This window comes from Marinobacter sp. M3C (assembly GCF_023311895.1).
GTDB lineage: Bacteria > Pseudomonadota > Gammaproteobacteria > Pseudomonadales > Oleiphilaceae > Marinobacter.
Map to the genome: position 1 here is coordinate 4525510 of NZ_CP092284.1, position 16476 is coordinate 4541985.

The 16476-nt window shown below is 55.9% G+C and carries 16 protein-coding genes; 9 read left to right on the forward strand and 7 right to left on the reverse strand.

The annotated features are described in order from the left end of the window. Positions 1–21: 21 nt before the first annotated feature. Complete coding sequence (locus MIH18_RS21280; protein WP_249013433.1) at positions 22–837, reverse strand: pyruvate, water dikinase regulatory protein; 816 nt, start codon at positions 835–837, stop codon at positions 22–24. Positions 838–985: 148 nt separating this feature from the next. Between MIH18_RS21280 and ppsA the strand changes: the two genes are divergently transcribed. Next, positions 986–3358, forward strand: coding sequence for a phosphoenolpyruvate synthase (ppsA, locus tag MIH18_RS21285; protein WP_249013434.1), 2373 nt, complete (start codon positions 986–988; stop codon positions 3356–3358). A 164-nt stretch (positions 3359–3522) separates the two neighbouring features. After that, positions 3523–3999 (forward strand): ribonuclease E activity regulator RraA, encoded by a 477-nt coding sequence (rraA, locus tag MIH18_RS21290; RefSeq protein ID WP_249014659.1) that lies wholly within the window; start codon positions 3523–3525, stop codon positions 3997–3999. 105 nt (positions 4000–4104) lie between these two features. Here rraA and MIH18_RS21295 read toward each other — a convergent pair whose 3' ends face one another. The 3 genes from MIH18_RS21295 to MIH18_RS21305 form a co-directional block, all read right to left on the reverse strand. Next, on the reverse strand, positions 4105–4395 hold the full coding sequence (locus MIH18_RS21295) for a PilZ domain-containing protein (RefSeq protein ID WP_249005311.1): 291 nt from the start codon (positions 4393–4395) through the stop codon (positions 4105–4107). A gap of 5 nt (positions 4396–4400) precedes the next feature. Then, positions 4401–5072, reverse strand: coding sequence for a TIGR04211 family SH3 domain-containing protein (locus tag MIH18_RS21300; protein WP_249005310.1), 672 nt, complete (start codon positions 5070–5072; stop codon positions 4401–4403). Between the two features lie 138 nt (positions 5073–5210). Beyond that, entirely contained in the window at positions 5211–5510 is a 300-nt protein-coding gene (locus MIH18_RS21305) for a YciI family protein (RefSeq protein ID WP_249005309.1), read from the reverse strand. Between the two features lie 133 nt (positions 5511–5643). Here MIH18_RS21305 and MIH18_RS21310 point away from each other — a divergent pair, with 133 nt between their 5' ends. Continuing rightward, the gene (locus tag MIH18_RS21310; RefSeq protein ID WP_249014660.1) at positions 5644–6540 is read left to right on the forward strand and encodes a PHP domain-containing protein; all 897 of its coding nucleotides are present in this window, start codon (positions 5644–5646) and stop codon (positions 6538–6540) included. Between the two features lie 60 nt (positions 6541–6600). Here MIH18_RS21310 and MIH18_RS21315 read toward each other — a convergent pair whose 3' ends face one another. Further along, entirely contained in the window at positions 6601–7143 is a 543-nt protein-coding gene (locus MIH18_RS21315) for a YecA family protein (RefSeq protein WP_249005307.1), read from the reverse strand. A 2-nt stretch (positions 7144–7145) separates the two neighbouring features. Then, a complete protein-coding gene (rne, locus tag MIH18_RS21320; RefSeq protein WP_249013435.1) occupies positions 7146–10373 on the reverse strand; it encodes a ribonuclease E in 3228 nt (1075 codons plus the stop codon). Positions 10374–10985: 612 nt separating this feature from the next. On the opposite strand from rne, the gene rluC reads away from it, so the two are divergent. The 3 genes from rluC to MIH18_RS21335 are packed head-to-tail and all read left to right on the forward strand — an operon-like array spanning position 10986 to position 13681. Beyond that, the gene (rluC, locus tag MIH18_RS21325) at positions 10986–11981 is read left to right on the forward strand and encodes a 23S rRNA pseudouridine(955/2504/2580) synthase RluC (protein ID WP_249013436.1); all 996 of its coding nucleotides are present in this window, start codon (positions 10986–10988) and stop codon (positions 11979–11981) included. Then, the gene (locus MIH18_RS21330; protein ID WP_249005304.1) at positions 11978–12625 is read left to right on the forward strand and encodes an HAD-IA family hydrolase; all 648 of its coding nucleotides are present in this window, start codon (positions 11978–11980) and stop codon (positions 12623–12625) included. The genes rluC and MIH18_RS21330 overlap by 4 nt, the downstream gene beginning before the upstream one ends. Positions 12626–12655: 30 nt before the next feature. Beyond that, positions 12656–13681 carry a S49 family peptidase gene (locus MIH18_RS21335; RefSeq protein ID WP_249005303.1) on the forward strand — a complete coding sequence of 342 codons (1026 nt, stop codon included), beginning with the start codon at positions 12656–12658 and terminating at the stop codon, positions 13679–13681. Between the two features lie 59 nt (positions 13682–13740). On the opposite strand, the gene MIH18_RS21340 is transcribed toward MIH18_RS21335, so the two are convergent. Then, positions 13741–14397 carry a Maf family nucleotide pyrophosphatase gene (locus tag MIH18_RS21340; protein ID WP_249013437.1) on the reverse strand — a complete coding sequence of 219 codons (657 nt, stop codon included), beginning with the start codon at positions 14395–14397 and terminating at the stop codon, positions 13741–13743. A 91-nt stretch (positions 14398–14488) separates the two neighbouring features. On the opposite strand from MIH18_RS21340, the gene MIH18_RS21345 reads away from it, so the two are divergent. The 3 genes from MIH18_RS21345 (at position 14489) to plsX (ending at position 16415) form a co-directional block, all read left to right on the forward strand. Further along, positions 14489–15043 (forward strand): YceD family protein, encoded by a 555-nt coding sequence (locus MIH18_RS21345; RefSeq protein WP_249005301.1) that lies wholly within the window; start codon positions 14489–14491, stop codon positions 15041–15043. 135 nt (positions 15044–15178) lie between these two features. After that, positions 15179–15358 carry a 50S ribosomal protein L32 gene (rpmF, locus tag MIH18_RS21350; protein WP_007351786.1) on the forward strand — a complete coding sequence of 60 codons (180 nt, stop codon included), beginning with the start codon at positions 15179–15181 and terminating at the stop codon, positions 15356–15358. 25 nt (positions 15359–15383) lie between these two features. Next, complete coding sequence (gene plsX, locus MIH18_RS21355) at positions 15384–16415, forward strand: phosphate acyltransferase PlsX (RefSeq protein WP_249013438.1); 1032 nt, start codon at positions 15384–15386, stop codon at positions 16413–16415. Positions 16416–16476: the final 61 nt, after the last annotated feature.

Below are 16476 nucleotides of genomic sequence, written 5' to 3' on the forward strand. Positions count from 1 at the left end.
TAGCAAACAAGCAACCCGGGCTCAGCGATTTCGTTTGAGCCCGGTCGATACCATAATGCGGGTCGATATTTCTTCCACCGAGTAAGCCGTGGTGTTCAAAAATGGTACGCGCTCACGGCGGTATATCAGCTCTATTTCTTCGATTTCATGCATGCATTGGTTGATGGACGCGTAGCGGGAGTTTGGTTTGCGTTCGTTGCGAATGGTGGCCAGCCGTTCCGGCTCGATGGTTAGGCCGAACACTTTCTGTTTGTGGGGCCGCAATGCCTTTGGTAGCTGCTGGTCTGTCAGGTCCTCTTCGGTGATTGGGTAGTTAGCCGCTTTTACACCGTATTGCAGGGCCAGATACAAACAGGTGGGTGTTTTGCCGCTGCGGGATGCGCCCACCAGAATCAGGTCGGCTTCGTCGTAATGGCGAATGCGCGCGCCGTCGTCGTTATCCAGTGCAAAGTTCACCGCGTTTATACGGCGTTCGTAATTGTCGCCGTTCACAATGGAGTGTGATTTGCCCACGGTGTAGGAAGATGCAGACTGCAGTTCCTGTTCCAGCGGGTTTAAAAACGTTCCGAATATATCCACCATAAAGCCGTTTGCGGTAGACACAATTCGGCGGATATCGCTGTTTACAATGGTGTCGAATACCAGTGGACGGGCATCGTCGTTTTCAGCAGCAAGGTTGATGCGCTCCACAATGTCGTGGGCTTTGTTCTCGTCATCAATGTAAGGAACGGTGATGCGTTCAAAGTCGATTTTCTCGAACTGAGCCAGCAGCGCGTGTCCTAGCCCTTCGGCAGTCAGGCCTGTTCCGTCTGACAGAAAGAATGCGGTGCGTTTCATGTTGGAGCGGTTCCCTAGGTAATTGCCACAATTTCCAGTATTATACATTCCAAATTCAACGCACCAAATTAAACGCACCACATTGAACGCTCCAAATTCGACACCCCACATTCGACACTCCGCAAAACCGACTCAAGGGAGATGCACTTTGCACGATTACATCATTTGGTTTGAACACTTGGGAATGTCTGATGTGGACCGGGTAGGCGGTAAGAACGCTTCCCTCGGTGAAATGATCAGTAATCTCGCCAATGCGGGCGTGACTGTGCCGGGCGGTTTCGCGACGACCTCTCATGCCTATCGTGAGTTTCTGGCGACCGATGGCCTGAAAGACAAAATTGATGAAACCCTGGACGCGCTGGACGTTAACGACGTTAACGAACTGGCCCGCGTTGGCGCGAAGATCCGCCGATGGGTGATTGATACGCCTTTCCCCGCAGTGCTGGATAATGCACTAGCTGAAGCCTACGCACAGCTACAGAACGGCAACCCTAAAATGGCGGTTGCGGTGCGCTCCTCTGCCACCGCGGAAGACCTGCCAGACGCCTCTTTTGCGGGCCAGCAGGAAACCTTCCTGAACGTGGTGGGTCTGGATAAGATTCGCACGTCGGTGAAAGACGTGTTTGCCTCTTTGTTTAACGACCGCGCGATTTCCTACCGTGTTCACCATGGCTTCGACCACAAACTGGTTGCCCTGTCGGCAGGCATCCAGAAAATGGTGCGCAGTGAGACCGCCGCAAGCGGCGTTATGTTTACTCTGGACACCGAATCCGGTTTCCGCGGTGTGGTGTTTATCACCGGCTCTTATGGGCTCGGCGAAACCGTGGTGCAGGGCGCAGTGAACCCTGACGAATTTTACGTGCACAAGTCCACGCTGACCGCTGGCCGCCCTGCGGTGCTACGCCGCAACCTGGGCAGCAAAGCCATCAAAATGATTTATCACACAAACCCGACCGAGGGTGAGTTTGTGGAAACCGTGAAGGTGGATACCGCCGAACGTGGCCGCTTCTGCATTACCGATGCGGAAGTGGAGGAGCTGGCCAAGCAGGCGATGATTATTGAAAATCACTACCAGCGTCCGATGGACATCGAATGGGCCAAAGACGGCGACGATGGCCGTATTTACATTGTTCAAGCGCGCCCTGAAACCGTAAAAAGCCGCGCTTCTGCCAACGTGATGGAACGCTACCTGCTGAAAGAAACCGGCAAGGTGCTGGTGGAAGGCCGCAGCATCGGCCACAAGATTGGTGCCGGCCCGGTGAAAATCATCACCAGCATCAATGAAATGGACAAGGTGCAAGACGGCGATGTACTGGTCACCGACATGACCGACCCGGATTGGGAACCGGTGATGAAGCGCGCCTCCGCCATCGTTACCGACCGTGGCGGCCGTACCTGCCACGCGGCCATTATTGCCCGTGAACTGGGTATTCCTGCGGTGGTTGGCTGTGGCGATGCCACCGAATTGCTGAACAACGGTCAGGAAGTGACGGTTTCATGCGCTGAAGGCGACACCGGGTTTATTTACGAAGGTGCGCTGGACTTTGAGCTGCGTGAAAATACCATAGAATCCATGCCCAATATTCCGTTCAAGATTATGATGAACGTGGGCAACCCGGACCGCGCCTTTGATTTCCAGGCGCTGCCAAACGAAGGCGTTGGCCTGGCCCGTCTGGAATTTATCATCAATCGGATGATTGGTGTTCACCCCAAAGCGCTGTTGAACTACGACACTCTGCCGCGGGATATTCAGCAGACGGTCGACAAACGTATTTCCGGTTACGCCTCGCCGGTGGATTTTTACGTTGACAAGCTGGTGGAGGGTATTTCGACCCTGGCAGGGGCGTTTGCGCCCAAGAAAGTGATTGTGCGCATGTCAGACTTTAAGTCTAACGAGTACGCCAACTTGATTGGCGGCGCGCTTTACGAGCCGGATGAAGAAAACCCGATGTTGGGGTTCCGCGGTGCGTCGCGCTATATCTCTGAAACCTTCCGCGACTGTTTCGAGCTGGAATGCCGTGCCATGAAGCGGGTGCGTAACGAAATGGGCTTCACCAACGTAGAGGTGATGATTCCGTTTGTACGCACCGTAGGCGAAGCGGCTCAGGTTATGGAGTTGCTGGCGGAGAACGGTCTGAAGCGGGGCGAGAATGGCCTGCGGGTGATCATGATGTGCGAACTGCCCAGTAACGCGCTGCTGGCGGACCAGTTCCTGGAGCACTTCGACGGCTTTTCTATCGGTTCTAACGATCTTACCCAGCTTACTTTGGGCCTGGACCGGGATTCCGGCATTATTGCCCACCTGTTTGACGAGCGTAACGACGCGGTAAAAGTGCTCTTGTCGAGCGCCATTCAGGCCTGCCGGAAAGCCGGTAAGTACATTGGTATTTGTGGGCAGGGCCCGTCTGATCATCCAGACTTGGCCAAGTGGCTGATGGAGCAGGGCATCGACAGCGTGTCTTTAAACCCGGATTCGGTGTTGGATACCTGGTTCTTTCTAGCAGATCAGAAGCCAGACTGATGACTAGACGCCGCCTTCATCGCATTCATTGTACCCGCAATCGATGCAGGCGGCGTGTCTGGTTCTACCACGATACGGTGGCGCGGCCCCACACGGATAAAAGGAGTGAACAAATCATGTCTGATAATGTGTCTGACGTTGGCCGCGTGGCCACCGAAACCGTGATAGCCGTTGTAACCCCTGACCTATGCGACGAATTTCCAGAAGTCCAAGTTGTTGAACCGGGGTTTCGTAATTTTGGCGCCATCGACAACTTTGGCGGCGAGATTGTTACCGTGAAGTGTTTTGAAGATAACTCGGTGGTGAAGCAGCAGGTAGGCTTACCGGGCCTTGGCCGGGTAATGGTCGTCGACGGCGGTGGGTCAAAGCGTAACGCGCTGCTGGGGGATATGCTGGCGGAAAAAGCGGCCAGTAACGGTTGGGCGGGGCTGATTATTTATGGCTGTATCCGTGACGCCGACGTGATCGCCAAAACCGCTCTCGGCGTGCAAGCGCTGGGAACCCACCCGCGCAAAACTGAAAAACGTGATGTTGGCGACCTGAACATTGCCGTGACTTTTGGTGGCGTTACCTTCCACCCGGGGCATTTTGTGTACGCTGATAACAACGGCATTATTGTGTCGGAAAAAGCGCTGGTCTGATTGGCCGACTACGAATCAGGGACAGATTTGAAATCTGTCCCTATCTTGCTCTCTGACGGGGGGCAGACTTCAAGCCTGTCCCCTCTCTATCGGTTCCGTGTATTGCTAGTCAGTCACCTCGGCAATGTTCACACCCAACAAAAAACCATCACCTTCGGGCTCGCAGCGCAGCACCTCGCACAGGGTTTCCAATGGCGGAAACTTGTCGCTTGTGGGGTGCAGGGTGGTGCGCAGCTCAGAGCCTACAGCCATTTTCTGAGCGACCAGAATCTGCATTCCCGAAGCGCTTAGATCACGGCACACGCCGGCAAAGGTATTGCCGTTACTGTCTATAATTTCAATATCCGTGTTCACCTGCATTCGATGAAAATCACGCTTTTCTGAATATTCCCTCATAGCAGTCAGGCCCAGTTGTCGCTTTTACGGGTGGGTTTTAGCATCGGTATCAGCAGTGCCAACAACACACCGCCCAGCACCAAGCCGGCGCCGAGCAGCATGAAATCTGATTCTTTACCGGCTTCCATGCGTTCGTTTTCAGCGGTCAGTACTTCCAGTTCATTACGGATTTTCTGATTTTCTTCTAACAACTCGCCATTGCGGCGCTCAAGATTAATCGAGTTGGCAGCGATATCCTTGATACGTTTGAGTTCAGCCATAAGTTCGGACGAGCGGTCAGCCAGGCTGCTTTCAGAATTTTGCAGGCTGTCGCGTTCACCGGTCACGTTTGCCAGTACGTCCTGCATCTGGCGCACTTCCGCCTGTGCGGTTTCCAGATCCTGACGCGCCTTTTTAAGCTGTGTTGCGGCAATCGGTGTCGAGCTCAGATACTGGCTGGACACCCAGCCCTCGGTGCCTTTGGTGGTGCGTACTTTGCTGTAGCCATTTTGGTCGGATTCCAACAGCTCCATTGCGGTGCCACTGGGAACGGCGTTCTCAATGATCCGGAACTGGCTGCCTGCGCCAGAGCGCACCGGCAGGTAGATTTTGTCGTCTACCCACACCGTTCTGGCCTGGGCCGCGGCAATGGACGAGAACACAAAAACGAGGACAACAAGCAGACGAAAAGGGGTCACTGGGCGGGGTTCCTGAAAGTTTCTGTTTGAACAAAAAATGGATAAGAACGTAATTTTGGCACACTGGCTTTGTCGATCAAGCGCGTATTCATTACCAAACGCTCATGGTGACGTTTATCCGACATTTATTGCAGAGCACTAGGGCAATACCCGTTTGAACGGTTTGACCTTTACCTGCTGGTAAACCCCGGCGCTGACGTAAGGGTCTGCGTCTGCCCAGCTTTGCGCTTGTTCAAGTGATTCAAATTCGGCTATTACCAAGCTGCCACTGAAGCCGGCATCGCCTGGGTCATTGGTGTCTATGGCCGGGTGCGGGCCAGCGACCAATAAGCGGCCTTCATTGGCCAGTGCCTGCAAACGCTCGAGGTGAGCCGGGCGGGCGCTTTGGCGAAGTGCCAGGCTGTCATTGATGTCTTCACTGATAATAGCGTAGTACATAAAGGGGCGCTCTTCGTTTTAGGTTCGGCGTTTAGATTCGGTGTTTAAGCTCGGTCGTATCGGTGATGGCTGTTATAGTGGGTCGCTTTTCGTTTTTTACCCTTGCCCGTAATCAGGAATGCTTGTGACCATTATGCAGCAACAGCCAACTCAGCAGCATGACGCGACTATACCGCAACAATCACCGTTGTGTATCGACCTGCATTGCCATAGTACTGCCTCAGACGGCGCTCTAAGCCCCGCTGAGTTGCTGGCCCGGGCGCATGAGAAGGGCGTTAGCCATCTGGCATTGACCGATCACGATACCCTTAACGGCTTAGGGTCGGCGCGCCTTGCCGCTCAGGATTACAATATTGAGCTGATTTCCGGCGTTGAACTGTCTTGCGCCTGGAGAAGCCATACCATTCATATTGTGGGCCTGGACTTTGCCGAAGATGATCCCCAGTTTCTTGCGCGATTGCAGGGGCAGAATGCCAATCGCCACGCCCGTGCCGGCGTGATTGTAGAGCGTCTGGCCAGGTTGAAGGTTGATAATCTGCTAGAACACGCGACCAAACACGCCGGTGGCGATGTGCCAGGGCGCCCACATTTTGCCCAGGCGTTGGTGGACGCCGGTGTGGTAAAGAATATCGCACAGGCCTTCAAGCGTCACTTGGGCGCAGGCAAGCCGGGAGATGTAAGGGCGTATTGGCCGGAGCTGGAAGAAGTGGTGCGCTGGGTAAACGACGCTGGCGGTATAGCGGTGCTGGCGCACCCGCGTAAGTACGACTTGAGCGCGACCAAACTGCGGGCCCTGGTGGCGGATTTTCGCCGTGCCGGTGGCCGCGGTATGGAGGTGTGCAGTCCGGGCCAAACGGCGTCTGATGTGAACTTTCTGGCGCAGCTTTGCCAAAGCGAGGGATTGTGGGCATCTCAGGGCAGTGACTTTCATACGCCTAAGGCGCCTTGGGCAGAGCTGGGACGCATACAAAAAATGCCAGAAGGGCTTTCACCCGTCTGGCATCATTTCAAGCAACCCATCGCGCTTTAATTCTGCTGCCCCGCTTTTTATAAGCGTGGGCGCGCTAACGCAATAGCTTAACGCGCCAAATCAGTCCGGCGCGTGGAACAGCAAGTACAGGTCGGTGAGCGAATCGGGAATCGCTTCTGCCATCTGTGTCGACAGGGTTTCGCTGTCGCGCACGTTCTGGAAGTCTTCATCTTCGAATAAGCCCGACAGCGCCAGCATGGGCAGAATCAAATCGCCCACTTCTTCTTCGCTGGCGGCTTCCATCCAGGCGTCTTCCCGCTCCATAAAGGTTTCGATGAATCCGGCGCACCAGTTTTCCAGTGCGTTCATGGGGTCATCGTCTTCGGGCTCGGGCAGTTCCAAGGCCAGGCCCATATCCAGAGCGTTGGCCATGGCACCGCTCAGTTGCTGCACACAGCGACTGAACACGTCTGGCACCTTGCCGCCAGGAAGGGCGTCAACGCCTGTGGCCAGCAGAAACAACTCGTCTACCGAGAAATCTACCGGTCCCACAACGCTGGCACACACCAAACCGTGGAAGCCGAAGAAGTCTACTGCGTCTTCACCCCAGGGCTCTGCAAACAGAATTTCTTCCAGGGCTTCAATGTCAGCGTCGTTCAGCATAGTTACTCGCTCCCGCCATTTTGGGCAGCGTCTGCTGCACGCTGGCGCTTACGTACTTCACGTGGGTCGTTATAAGCCCGGCCTGGTGCTACTGGTGCTGCCGGGGTTTCGGATGCTGCGTCGGCTACCTGTGCTGCTGGCTGCTCTACAGCAACGTCGGCTTCCGCTGCATTGTCGTCGCTGGCGCCAGTGTTTGCAGGCTGCGGCTCTTGCTCACTTCCGGTCTCTGTTTTCGACGCTTTGGCTTTGCGGGCAGGGGTGCGCTTGCGGATTGGCTTGGTTGGCCTATCTGCGCTCTCGTCCTCTGCGTCGGTCGGCGTGGCCTCGGCGGTATGAGTCTCAGCTTTGGGAGCTTCAGCCTCGACAGCTTCGACCGGTGCGCTATCTGTGTCCGGGCGGTCTATCTCTGGTGCCTCGGTATTTTCGACCTTGTTTGCAGCCTTTCGGGTGCCGCCGTTGTAGGCATCTATCCGGGAAGGTGCAGTCTTGGCAGCAGAAACAGTTGCACTTTCCGGGGCTGTCTCAACAGGTGCTTCGGATGCAGGCGCAGCGGGTTTGCTTACCTCTGGCTCTGGCGCTTTTTCCACTGCCTTGGCTGCAACAGGCTGCTCGTTGGTTGTTTCAGGTGATGCATCGGCCGGGTTTTGTGCAACCTGCGGCGCTGCTTGCTTGGCCGGCTTTGCAGTGGCTGCAGGCTGTACCTGAGCATCTGCGGGCTTCTCAGCGGCCTTGGCCTTCGCTTTGGCGCGTTCTTCGGCGTCACGGGTTTCCGGCTGCGTGTCTTGCTGATGAATTTCACTGCGAGCTGCCTTGCGCTCAGCCGGGTTTGATACCGGTTTCTCCGCCGGTGAGCCATCACGGCCACGGCTGCGGCGAGGCTTGCTGCGGCGTTTTTCGTCACCACCGGCTTTGCCTGCGACTGCGGGGCTTTGCGCATCGTTCTGGTCGTTATAGCTAGGGCTAGGGCTTGAGCTGCGAAGTTCTGCAGATTTCTGCTCTATAGCCGGCTTCTGATCCGCCTGTTCAGCGTTTGGCTTATTGCCATCGCGGCTTGTGTCACGACTTGAATCGCGATTGGAGCGGCTACGATTCTGATTGTCACGGCGACCATCGCGGCGCGTGTCGTTGCCGCTGCTTTGGGCGTTGCCGTTCTGTACATTATTGCTCTGGGCGCTGCTGCTCTGCGAATTGCTGCTCTGGGCGCTGCTGTTTTGAGCATTGCTGTTCTGGCTGCCCGCGTTGGTTTTCTCTTCGCTGCGACCTTCATTGCGAGCGCGTCCGCGGTTGCTGCGGCTGCGGTTATCGTCGTTGCGATTGCTGGAGCTGGAGCTGCTACTGCGTTCACCATTGCTTCGGCTGTCTTGCTGGTCGTCACGGGCGACGCGGGTCTTGCGGCGGTCCTGGCGATCATTACGGTTTGACGTGGGGCGCTGCCTGGAGCGGTCCTCGCTGCTTGCCGGTTTGGCGTTGCGGCTGCTGTCAGCAACAGACTGGCTTTCTTCTTCACCGTTGAAGAAGCGCGCAACTTTACGGCCCAAACGGCTGAACATGCCTTCGTCACGGGCTTGCTCGGCTGCGACTTTGGCGGGTGCTGCTGCCGGTGTCGCCGCAGGCGCGGGCGAGGCGGGGCGCACAGATTTTACGGCGGCCTGTTCGCGTACGGGTTTTTCTTGCACGGTTACGTCAGCGACTTCTTCTTCGCGCTCGATGTACTCATGAGCCACCTGATGGCTGGCTACGTGTTCGGAGCCGGCTTCGTCGTCGCGCATGCGGATGATTTCAAAGTGCGGGGTTTCCATTTGCGGAACCGGCACGATAACAATCGACACTTCCTGGTTGGCTTCAATTGTCGCCAGCTGCTTGCGCTTTTCGTTCAGCAGGAAGGTAGCCACGGATACCGGCACAACGGCACGTACTTCGCCGGTTTTGTCTTTGGAAGACTCTTCGTAAATCAGGCGCATGATGCTGAGCGCAAGGGATTCGATACCACGAATGGTGCCCTGGCCTTCACAGCGCGGGCAGACTTCGCTGCGGGTTTCACCCAGTGACGGACGCAGACGCTGACGCGACATTTCCAGCAAGCCAAAGCGGGAAATCTTGCCGACCTGCACGCGGGCGCGGTCGATTTCCAGGGCTTCGCGCATTTTGTTTTCTACTTCGCGCTGGTTACGGGCCGGGGTCATATCGATGAAGTCGATAACAATCAAGCCGCCCATATCCCGCAGACGTAGCTGGCGGCCGATTTCTTCAGCGGCTTCCAGGTTGGTTTGCAGCGCCGTTTCTTCTATGTCGTGGCCTTTCGTGGCCCGCGAGGAGTTGATGTCGATAGACACCAGCGCTTCGGTCGGGTCAATCACGATAGATCCGCCAGACGGCAGTTTTACTTCACGCTGGAAGGCGGTTTCGATTTGGCCTTCGATTTGGTAGCGGCTGAACAGCGGGATTTCGTCGCTGTACAGTTTAATTTTGTTTTCAAAGGTAGGCATAACGGCGCGCACAAAATTCAGCACGTCTTCGTGCACGGCGGCGGCGTCAATCAGCACTTCGCCGATGTCTTGGCGCAGGTAATCGCGCACGGCGCGGATAATCACGTTGCTTTCCTGATGGATCAGGAAGGGTGCTTTACGCTCGCCAGCAGCTTGTGTAATGGCTTCCCAGAACTGAACCAGGTAGTCGAGGTCCCATTGCAGTTCTTCGCTGTTGCGGCCAATGCCCGCGGTGCGAACAATAATACCCATAGACTTGGGTACCTGAACCTGGTTCATGGCTTCTTTTAGTTGGGCCCGCTCTTCGCCTTCAATGCGGCGGGAAATGCCACCGGCACGGGCGTTGTTGGGCATCAGCACCAAGTAGCGGCCGGCCAACGAAATATAGGTGGTCAGCGCTGCGCCTTTGTTGCCGCGTTCTTCTTTGTCTACCTGAACAATCACTTCCTGGCCTTCGGCGATCACATCTTTGATGTTGACCTTGCCTTCGATCTGGCCGGGAGATTTTTTGAAGTATTCCTTGGAAATTTCTTTTAGCGGCAGGAAACCGTGACGATCAGCACCAAAATCCACAAATGCGGCTTCCAGGCTGGGCTCTACGCGGGTAATTTTACCCTTGTAGATATTGGCCTTTTTTTGCTCGCGCGAGCTGGATTCGATATCGAGGTCAAACAGACGCTGGCCGTCAACCAGGGCGACGCGCAACTCTTCGGGATGAGTTGCATTTATAAGCATTCTTTTCATGGAAAGGATGAATTCCTGTCGTTTGATTTAAACAGAAAACCATCGAGAAAGGCATTAGCGAAGTGGAGGCTGCCAGACGAATCAAGCCCTTACGGGGCGAAACTCTGTTGGTTCAAGATCACCGCCGATGATTCCGGTGCCCGCGGGCAGGAAAGGAACGGTTCAGGTGATTGTCTGTAGGCGCATGTTATCCGTTTTCAGGTTCACACAAGTGCTTGGTCTTACGTCGTGTTCGTAAACTGGACGGCCCGGCCTTGCGTGGCAATGAATCTTCGTTATGTCGTCCCCGGCGGTGTTCCGCAAGGTTTGTTTCGGCTCCCGTGCCGGTTAGCAGCCAATGTTGGTTCTGCGCCGGGGTGCGGGGAGTCTTTCGTTGCCAAGGCTGTAACAATTAGGAGCCCGGCATTACTGTTGCACTTCGAACTTAAGAGCTGCTTCATTTCAAGCTTGCAAGCCACTGCAATTCAAACTCGCAAGTAGTGTCGGTATACTGCAACCGCTCCGGCTTCTGACTGAAGTCTGTCAGGCCGTAAACAAACGGCGTAGCACATCGGAATATAGCAGTATTTCCCGGGCCAAGCAACGCTGCCCGCTTCATTTTAAAGGAATTTCATGTCGCAGAAAAATCCGTCTCCGGAGACCTCGCGCCCGGCTGTGTTGTGGGTAACGGTAGATGAAGACAATGACGGCCAGCGTCTGGACAATTTCCTGATGGCGCAGCTGCGGGGTGTCCCCAGAAGTATCATCTACCGCATTGTTCGCAAAGGTGAAGTTCGAATTAACAAGGGCCGCGTAAAGCCTGACACCCGGGTAAAAACCGGCGATCAAGTGCGCATTCCTCCGGTGGTGCGCAAAGAAAAGGTGCCCCAGGCCGCGCCCGGCGATAGGGTGCAGGCGGTGATAGAGGCGGCTGTCGTGTTTGAGAACGAACAGCTGCTGGTGGTGAATAAACCGTCCGGTATTGCGGTTCATGGCGGCAGCGGCTTGAGCTTCGGGCTGATTGAGGTGTTGCGGGCCGGGCGACCACAAGCGCGGTTTCTGGAGTTGGTGCACAGGCTTGACCGGGATACCTCGGGATTGGTGATGGTGGCGAAGAAACGCTCGGCGCTGCGTTACCTGCAAGATGAACTGCGGCACAGGCACATTCGTAAGCATTACCACGCTCTTGTATCTGGCGATTGGCCGGCAGGGATGGGCAAAGTGGCTCAGCCGTTGCTGCGTTATGAGATGCCTAACGGCGAACGCAGGGTAAAAGTGGACAGTTCCGGTAAAGAATCGCTGACGTTGTTTCGCTGTCTGGAGCGCTACGACGGTTACAGCCTGGTGGAGGCGTCACCGGTCACCGGCCGTACTCATCAGATTCGCGTGCACGCCGCCTTTGCCGGCCACCCTATTGCCGGTGACGACAAATATATGGACGATGCCAGTCTGAAGGCGTTCCGCGCATTGGGGGGCTCGCGCCTGATGCTGCACGCACGGGCGTTGGAGTTGAGCTTGCCGCCCGACAGCGACGGCCAAAGCCCTGCGCTGAAGTTGGAAGCACCTTATGACAACGCCTTCGCGGCGGCCTTACAGAAACTTGCAGCCCGCACAGGACGCAATTCATGAACGTAAAAGTGGTTATTTTCGATTGGGACGGTACCTTGGTGGATTCGGTAGAGCACATTGCCGAGAGTCTGCACCTGGCCTCGACCGCCCTGGGTTTCCCGGCGCTTCCGCGCGAGGCTTACCGGGATATTATCGGGCTGGGCATTGAAGAGGCACTGCAGAAGTTATACCCCGGCATTAGCGCTGCATGCATCGCTGGTATGCGGGAGAGCTATCGTGAGTATTTTTTCAAAAAAACGACAACCCCGCAAAATGTGTTTGCCGGTATTGCCGATACCCTGACGGATTTGCGCGGCGCCGGGCGTCACTGTGCCGTAGCCACCGGTAAAAATCGGAGCGGGCTGGATTTCGCGCTTAGCTCCAGCGGTTTGGGCCCGCATTTCGGGATCACCCAGTGCGCCGATGAAACCCGCTCAAAACCAGATCCGGCGATGTTGGCGCGGATTTTGGAGTTTTACGGTATCAAGCCTGAACAGGCGGTGATGATTGGCGATACCCGCTACGATCTGGACATGGCGCAACGCATTGGCATGCCATCCATCGGCGTGGAGTGGGGGGTGCACAAGCGTGACGTGCTGGGCCAGTATGCGCCTCACGCCATTGTTGAAACGGTCACAGAATTGCGTCAGGTTTTGGGTTTGTAAGAATAAGGCAGTCACCATAGAGGATGTGAAATGAGCGAATGGGATTCAGGTAAAAATGACGGCAAGCCAGGCTGGAATGATCAGCCAGCGGCAGTAGCCGGCGCAAGCGAAGGAAAACAGAGCCGCCAGGACCGCAAGCTGATTGAAAAGCTGGTCATGTCGATGCAGGTGGAGCAGCGCCGAAGCCGGCGTTGGGGCATCTTTTTCAAGTTTCTGACGTTTGCGTATCTGTTCGGGATTGTGTTGCTGTTCAAGTTTCCGCTGGGGCAGGGGCTCGAAAGTGCGACCGGTGGCATGCACACCGCGGTGGTAGGCGTCGATGGCCCCATTGCCGCCGATGAGTTGGCCAGCGCCGATAATATTATCAATTCGTTGCGTACGGCGTTTGAAGAGCCCGACGCCGCTGCGGTGATTTTGCGCATCAACAGCCCGGGTGGCAGCCCGGTGCAGTCCGGTTACGTGTACGATGAAATCAAGCGTCTGCGGGCTGAATATCCCGACAAGAAAGTGTACGCGGTGATTTCTGACGTTGGCGCCTCGGGTGCGTACTACATTGCGTCTGCGGCCGATGAAATATACGCCAATCGCGCCAGTCTGGTAGGTTCCATTGGTGTGGTAGCAGGCGGGTTTGGTTTTACCGAAGTGATGGAAAAAGTGGGGGTAGAGCGCAGGCTGTACACCGCCGGCGAGAGTAAGGGTTTTCTAGACCCGTTCTCTGCCGAGAAACCAGAAGAAGTGGCGTTCTGGCAAAGCGTTCTGGAGAACACGCACGGGCAGTTTATTGCGGCCGTGCAGCAAGGCCGGGGTGACCGCCTGGCAGACGACCCAAGAGTCTTCAGCGGCCTGATCTGGAGTGGCGAACAGGCGCTGGAACTTGGGTTGATTGATGGCCTTGGCAGTACCTCCTATGTGGCACGGCAGATTGTCGGCCATGAAAATCTGGTTGATTACAGTAGCGCGCGCTCGCCGCTTCGGAATCTGGTGGATCAGCTTGGCGTTTCGGTGGGCCATGGTGTGGCGCAATACGTCAGCGAGCAGCGCCTGGAATTGCGGTAAAGAGCTGCGTTAACCAGAGTTGAGTTAAAAGGCTACGTTAATACGTTGGCGCTTACGCGCTAGCAGCGGGCGTTTTGCAGCAGCGGGTTGTAGTGCCAGTTAATGAGCATTCGGTTGAGAGCAATCAGGGGCAGACCAATAAGCGCGTTCGGGTCTTGGCCCTGCAGGCTGTCGAACAAAGTGATTCCGAGGCCTTCCATCATAAAGGCGCCAGCGCACTGGTAGGGTTGCTCGCGCTGCAAATAGGCTTCTATTTCCGCCAGGCTCAGGGAGCGGAACTGCACGTTGAATGGCTCACAATGCTGCTGGCTGGCACCGTTAGAACTGTCTAATAAATACAGGCTGGTATAAAAGGACACCTGTTGCCCACTGCTGCGGGTGAGCTGGCTCACGGCATTGCTGTGTGTTCCGGGTTTGTCGAGAGGTTCGCCATTGGCCAGGCAGGCGACCTGGTCCGAGCCGATAATCCAGTGGTGCGGGTATTGTTCAGCCAGGGCTTCGGCTTTTTGCCGGGCCAGGCGCAACGCCAGTTCTTGCGGTGCTTCGCCGCTGGCCGGGCTTTCATCAATGTTTGGGCTGGCACAGTCGAAATTCAGGCCCAGGCGCTGAAGCAGCTCCCGCCGCCAAGGTGAAGATGACGCCAGCACCAGGGTGGGCCCAGCGTCATTGTCGGTTTGCTTGGCGTGGTCGCTGCGGGGCAAAGATGCGTTTACCATGGTGTATCCTTGTTAGGCTATCTGTAAAACTCGGCCAAAAGCCGACGAAGTCTTTGACACGGGGCCATGTCGCCCCTAGAATTGCGCGCCTATGTCAAATGCGATAAATCCCAAGCTACCCAAATCCGTCGATCCATACAAGTTGGCGGAACAGCATACGGTTCTGGAAGGCGAAGTGCCTACTGGGGCTTTACTGCGTTTCCGCGAGGCCGTTATGGGCCTGGATGACAACGCCGTTTGCAGCGTTCGTCTGTCCTTTCGGATGGATCCTGAACGTCGCCGTGTCGTAAGTGGAGAGCTGGCGGCTCCGGTACAGCTGCAGTGTCAGCGTTGCATGGGGCCAATGCAGGTAACGTTGCGTTCACACTTTGAGCTGGGGTTAGTAACCAGCGACGAGCAGGCGCAAAGGCTACCGCAGAGCCTTGAACCGTTTTTGACAAACGACTTCAACGCGAACCTCTGGTTTATGGTTGAAGACGAGCTGTTGTTGGTGCTGCCGCCGTTCCCGCTCCATGAACGCGACGAGTGCCCGGCGCGGGAAGATCTTGAAGCCCTGGAGCCTGGCGGCAATGCAGAAGAGCCGGCCGGGAAATCCGCCGAGAATCCGTTCAGTGTGCTGGCGGGTCTTAAGAACACGAAGCACTGAAAGCTTCTTTTGAACTGTGTTTTCGAACTATTGTTTCAAAATCCGTTTTCAGCGCATTTCATTTTCATTAATAACCATACGCATGACTTGCAGCTTTTTAGCTCAGGATTGCGTTTACAGGTCAGGAGTTGAACCATGGCTGTACAGAAGAGTCGTAAAACCCGTTCCAGGCGTGGCATGCGTCGTTCACACGACGCGCTGAGCGCCACTGCGCTGTCTACCGACGTAACTACTGGTGAAGTACATCGCCGCCACCACGTGTCGCCTGACGGCTTCTATCGTGGTAAGCAGGTAATTGAAGCGCGCGACGAGTAATTCCGTTACGGAATGGCTTTGATCTATGCCTGAAACACACACGGTGAAGCCTGTCACAATTGCGATCGACGCCATGAGCGGTGATCGTGGGCCTGCGGTGACTGTTTCGGCGGCGGTTCAGGCAGTGCACGAAAATAAAGCCTTGAGCATCATTCTGGTGGGAATCCGGAGTGAGCTTGAGGCTTTGTTGTTAAAGAGCGCGCCACAGGGCCACAGCCGCATCCGTATTGAGGAAGCGGCTGACGTGGTGCGAATGAATGACCGCCCGTCGTTCGCCCTGCGCCACAGGCGAAATTCGTCGATGGCGGTGGCTGTGCGCCTGGTCGCCGAGGGCAAAGCCGGCGGTTGCGTTAGTGCCGGCAACACCGGAGCTCTGATGGGTTTTGGGCGCAGTATCATTGGCATGTATCCGGGTATCGAGCGCCCTGCGATCGCTAAACTTATACCGTCGTTAAGGGGTTGCTGCCACGTGCTAGACCTGGGCGCCAACGTGGACGCCAGTGCTGAAAATCTTTACCAGTACGCGTTTATGGGGTCTTTATTGGCCACCGCTGTAGCCGGTAAGTCTGAACCCCGTGTGGCACTTTTAAATGTGGGTGAAGAAGAGGTCAAAGGCAATGAACAGGTGCGTCTTGCATCTCACTTACTGGCCCAGAGCGATACCATTAACTACATTGGCTATGTGGAGGGCAGTGATCTGTTCCGTGATGTTGCCGATGTAGTGGTGTGCGACGGTTTTGTGGGTAATATCGCTCTGAAAACCGGCGAAGGTGTGGCCGGGCTGTTAATTGAGCTGTTGGAGCAGGCGTTCACTCGCTCGCTGTATGGGCGTTTCGTGGGCTTGCTGGCCAAGCCGCTGCTGCGGAAACTGTTGCGGCTAATTGATCCGTCGCGTCATAACGGAGCCAGTTTGCTTGGCCTTCAGGGAGTGGTGGTTAAAAGCCACGGTAATGCCAATGAGCGTGCTGTGCTGGCAGCGGTTCGCCTGGCAGTGCGTGAGGTTGAGTGCGAGGTACCCCGGCGCATTAACGAACGGCTTGATGAAATCCTGTTATGATCAGGGCGTAGAACCTGCGCTGGCCTGGCGCATAGGCTACACTGCGGCTAAATTGATTTTG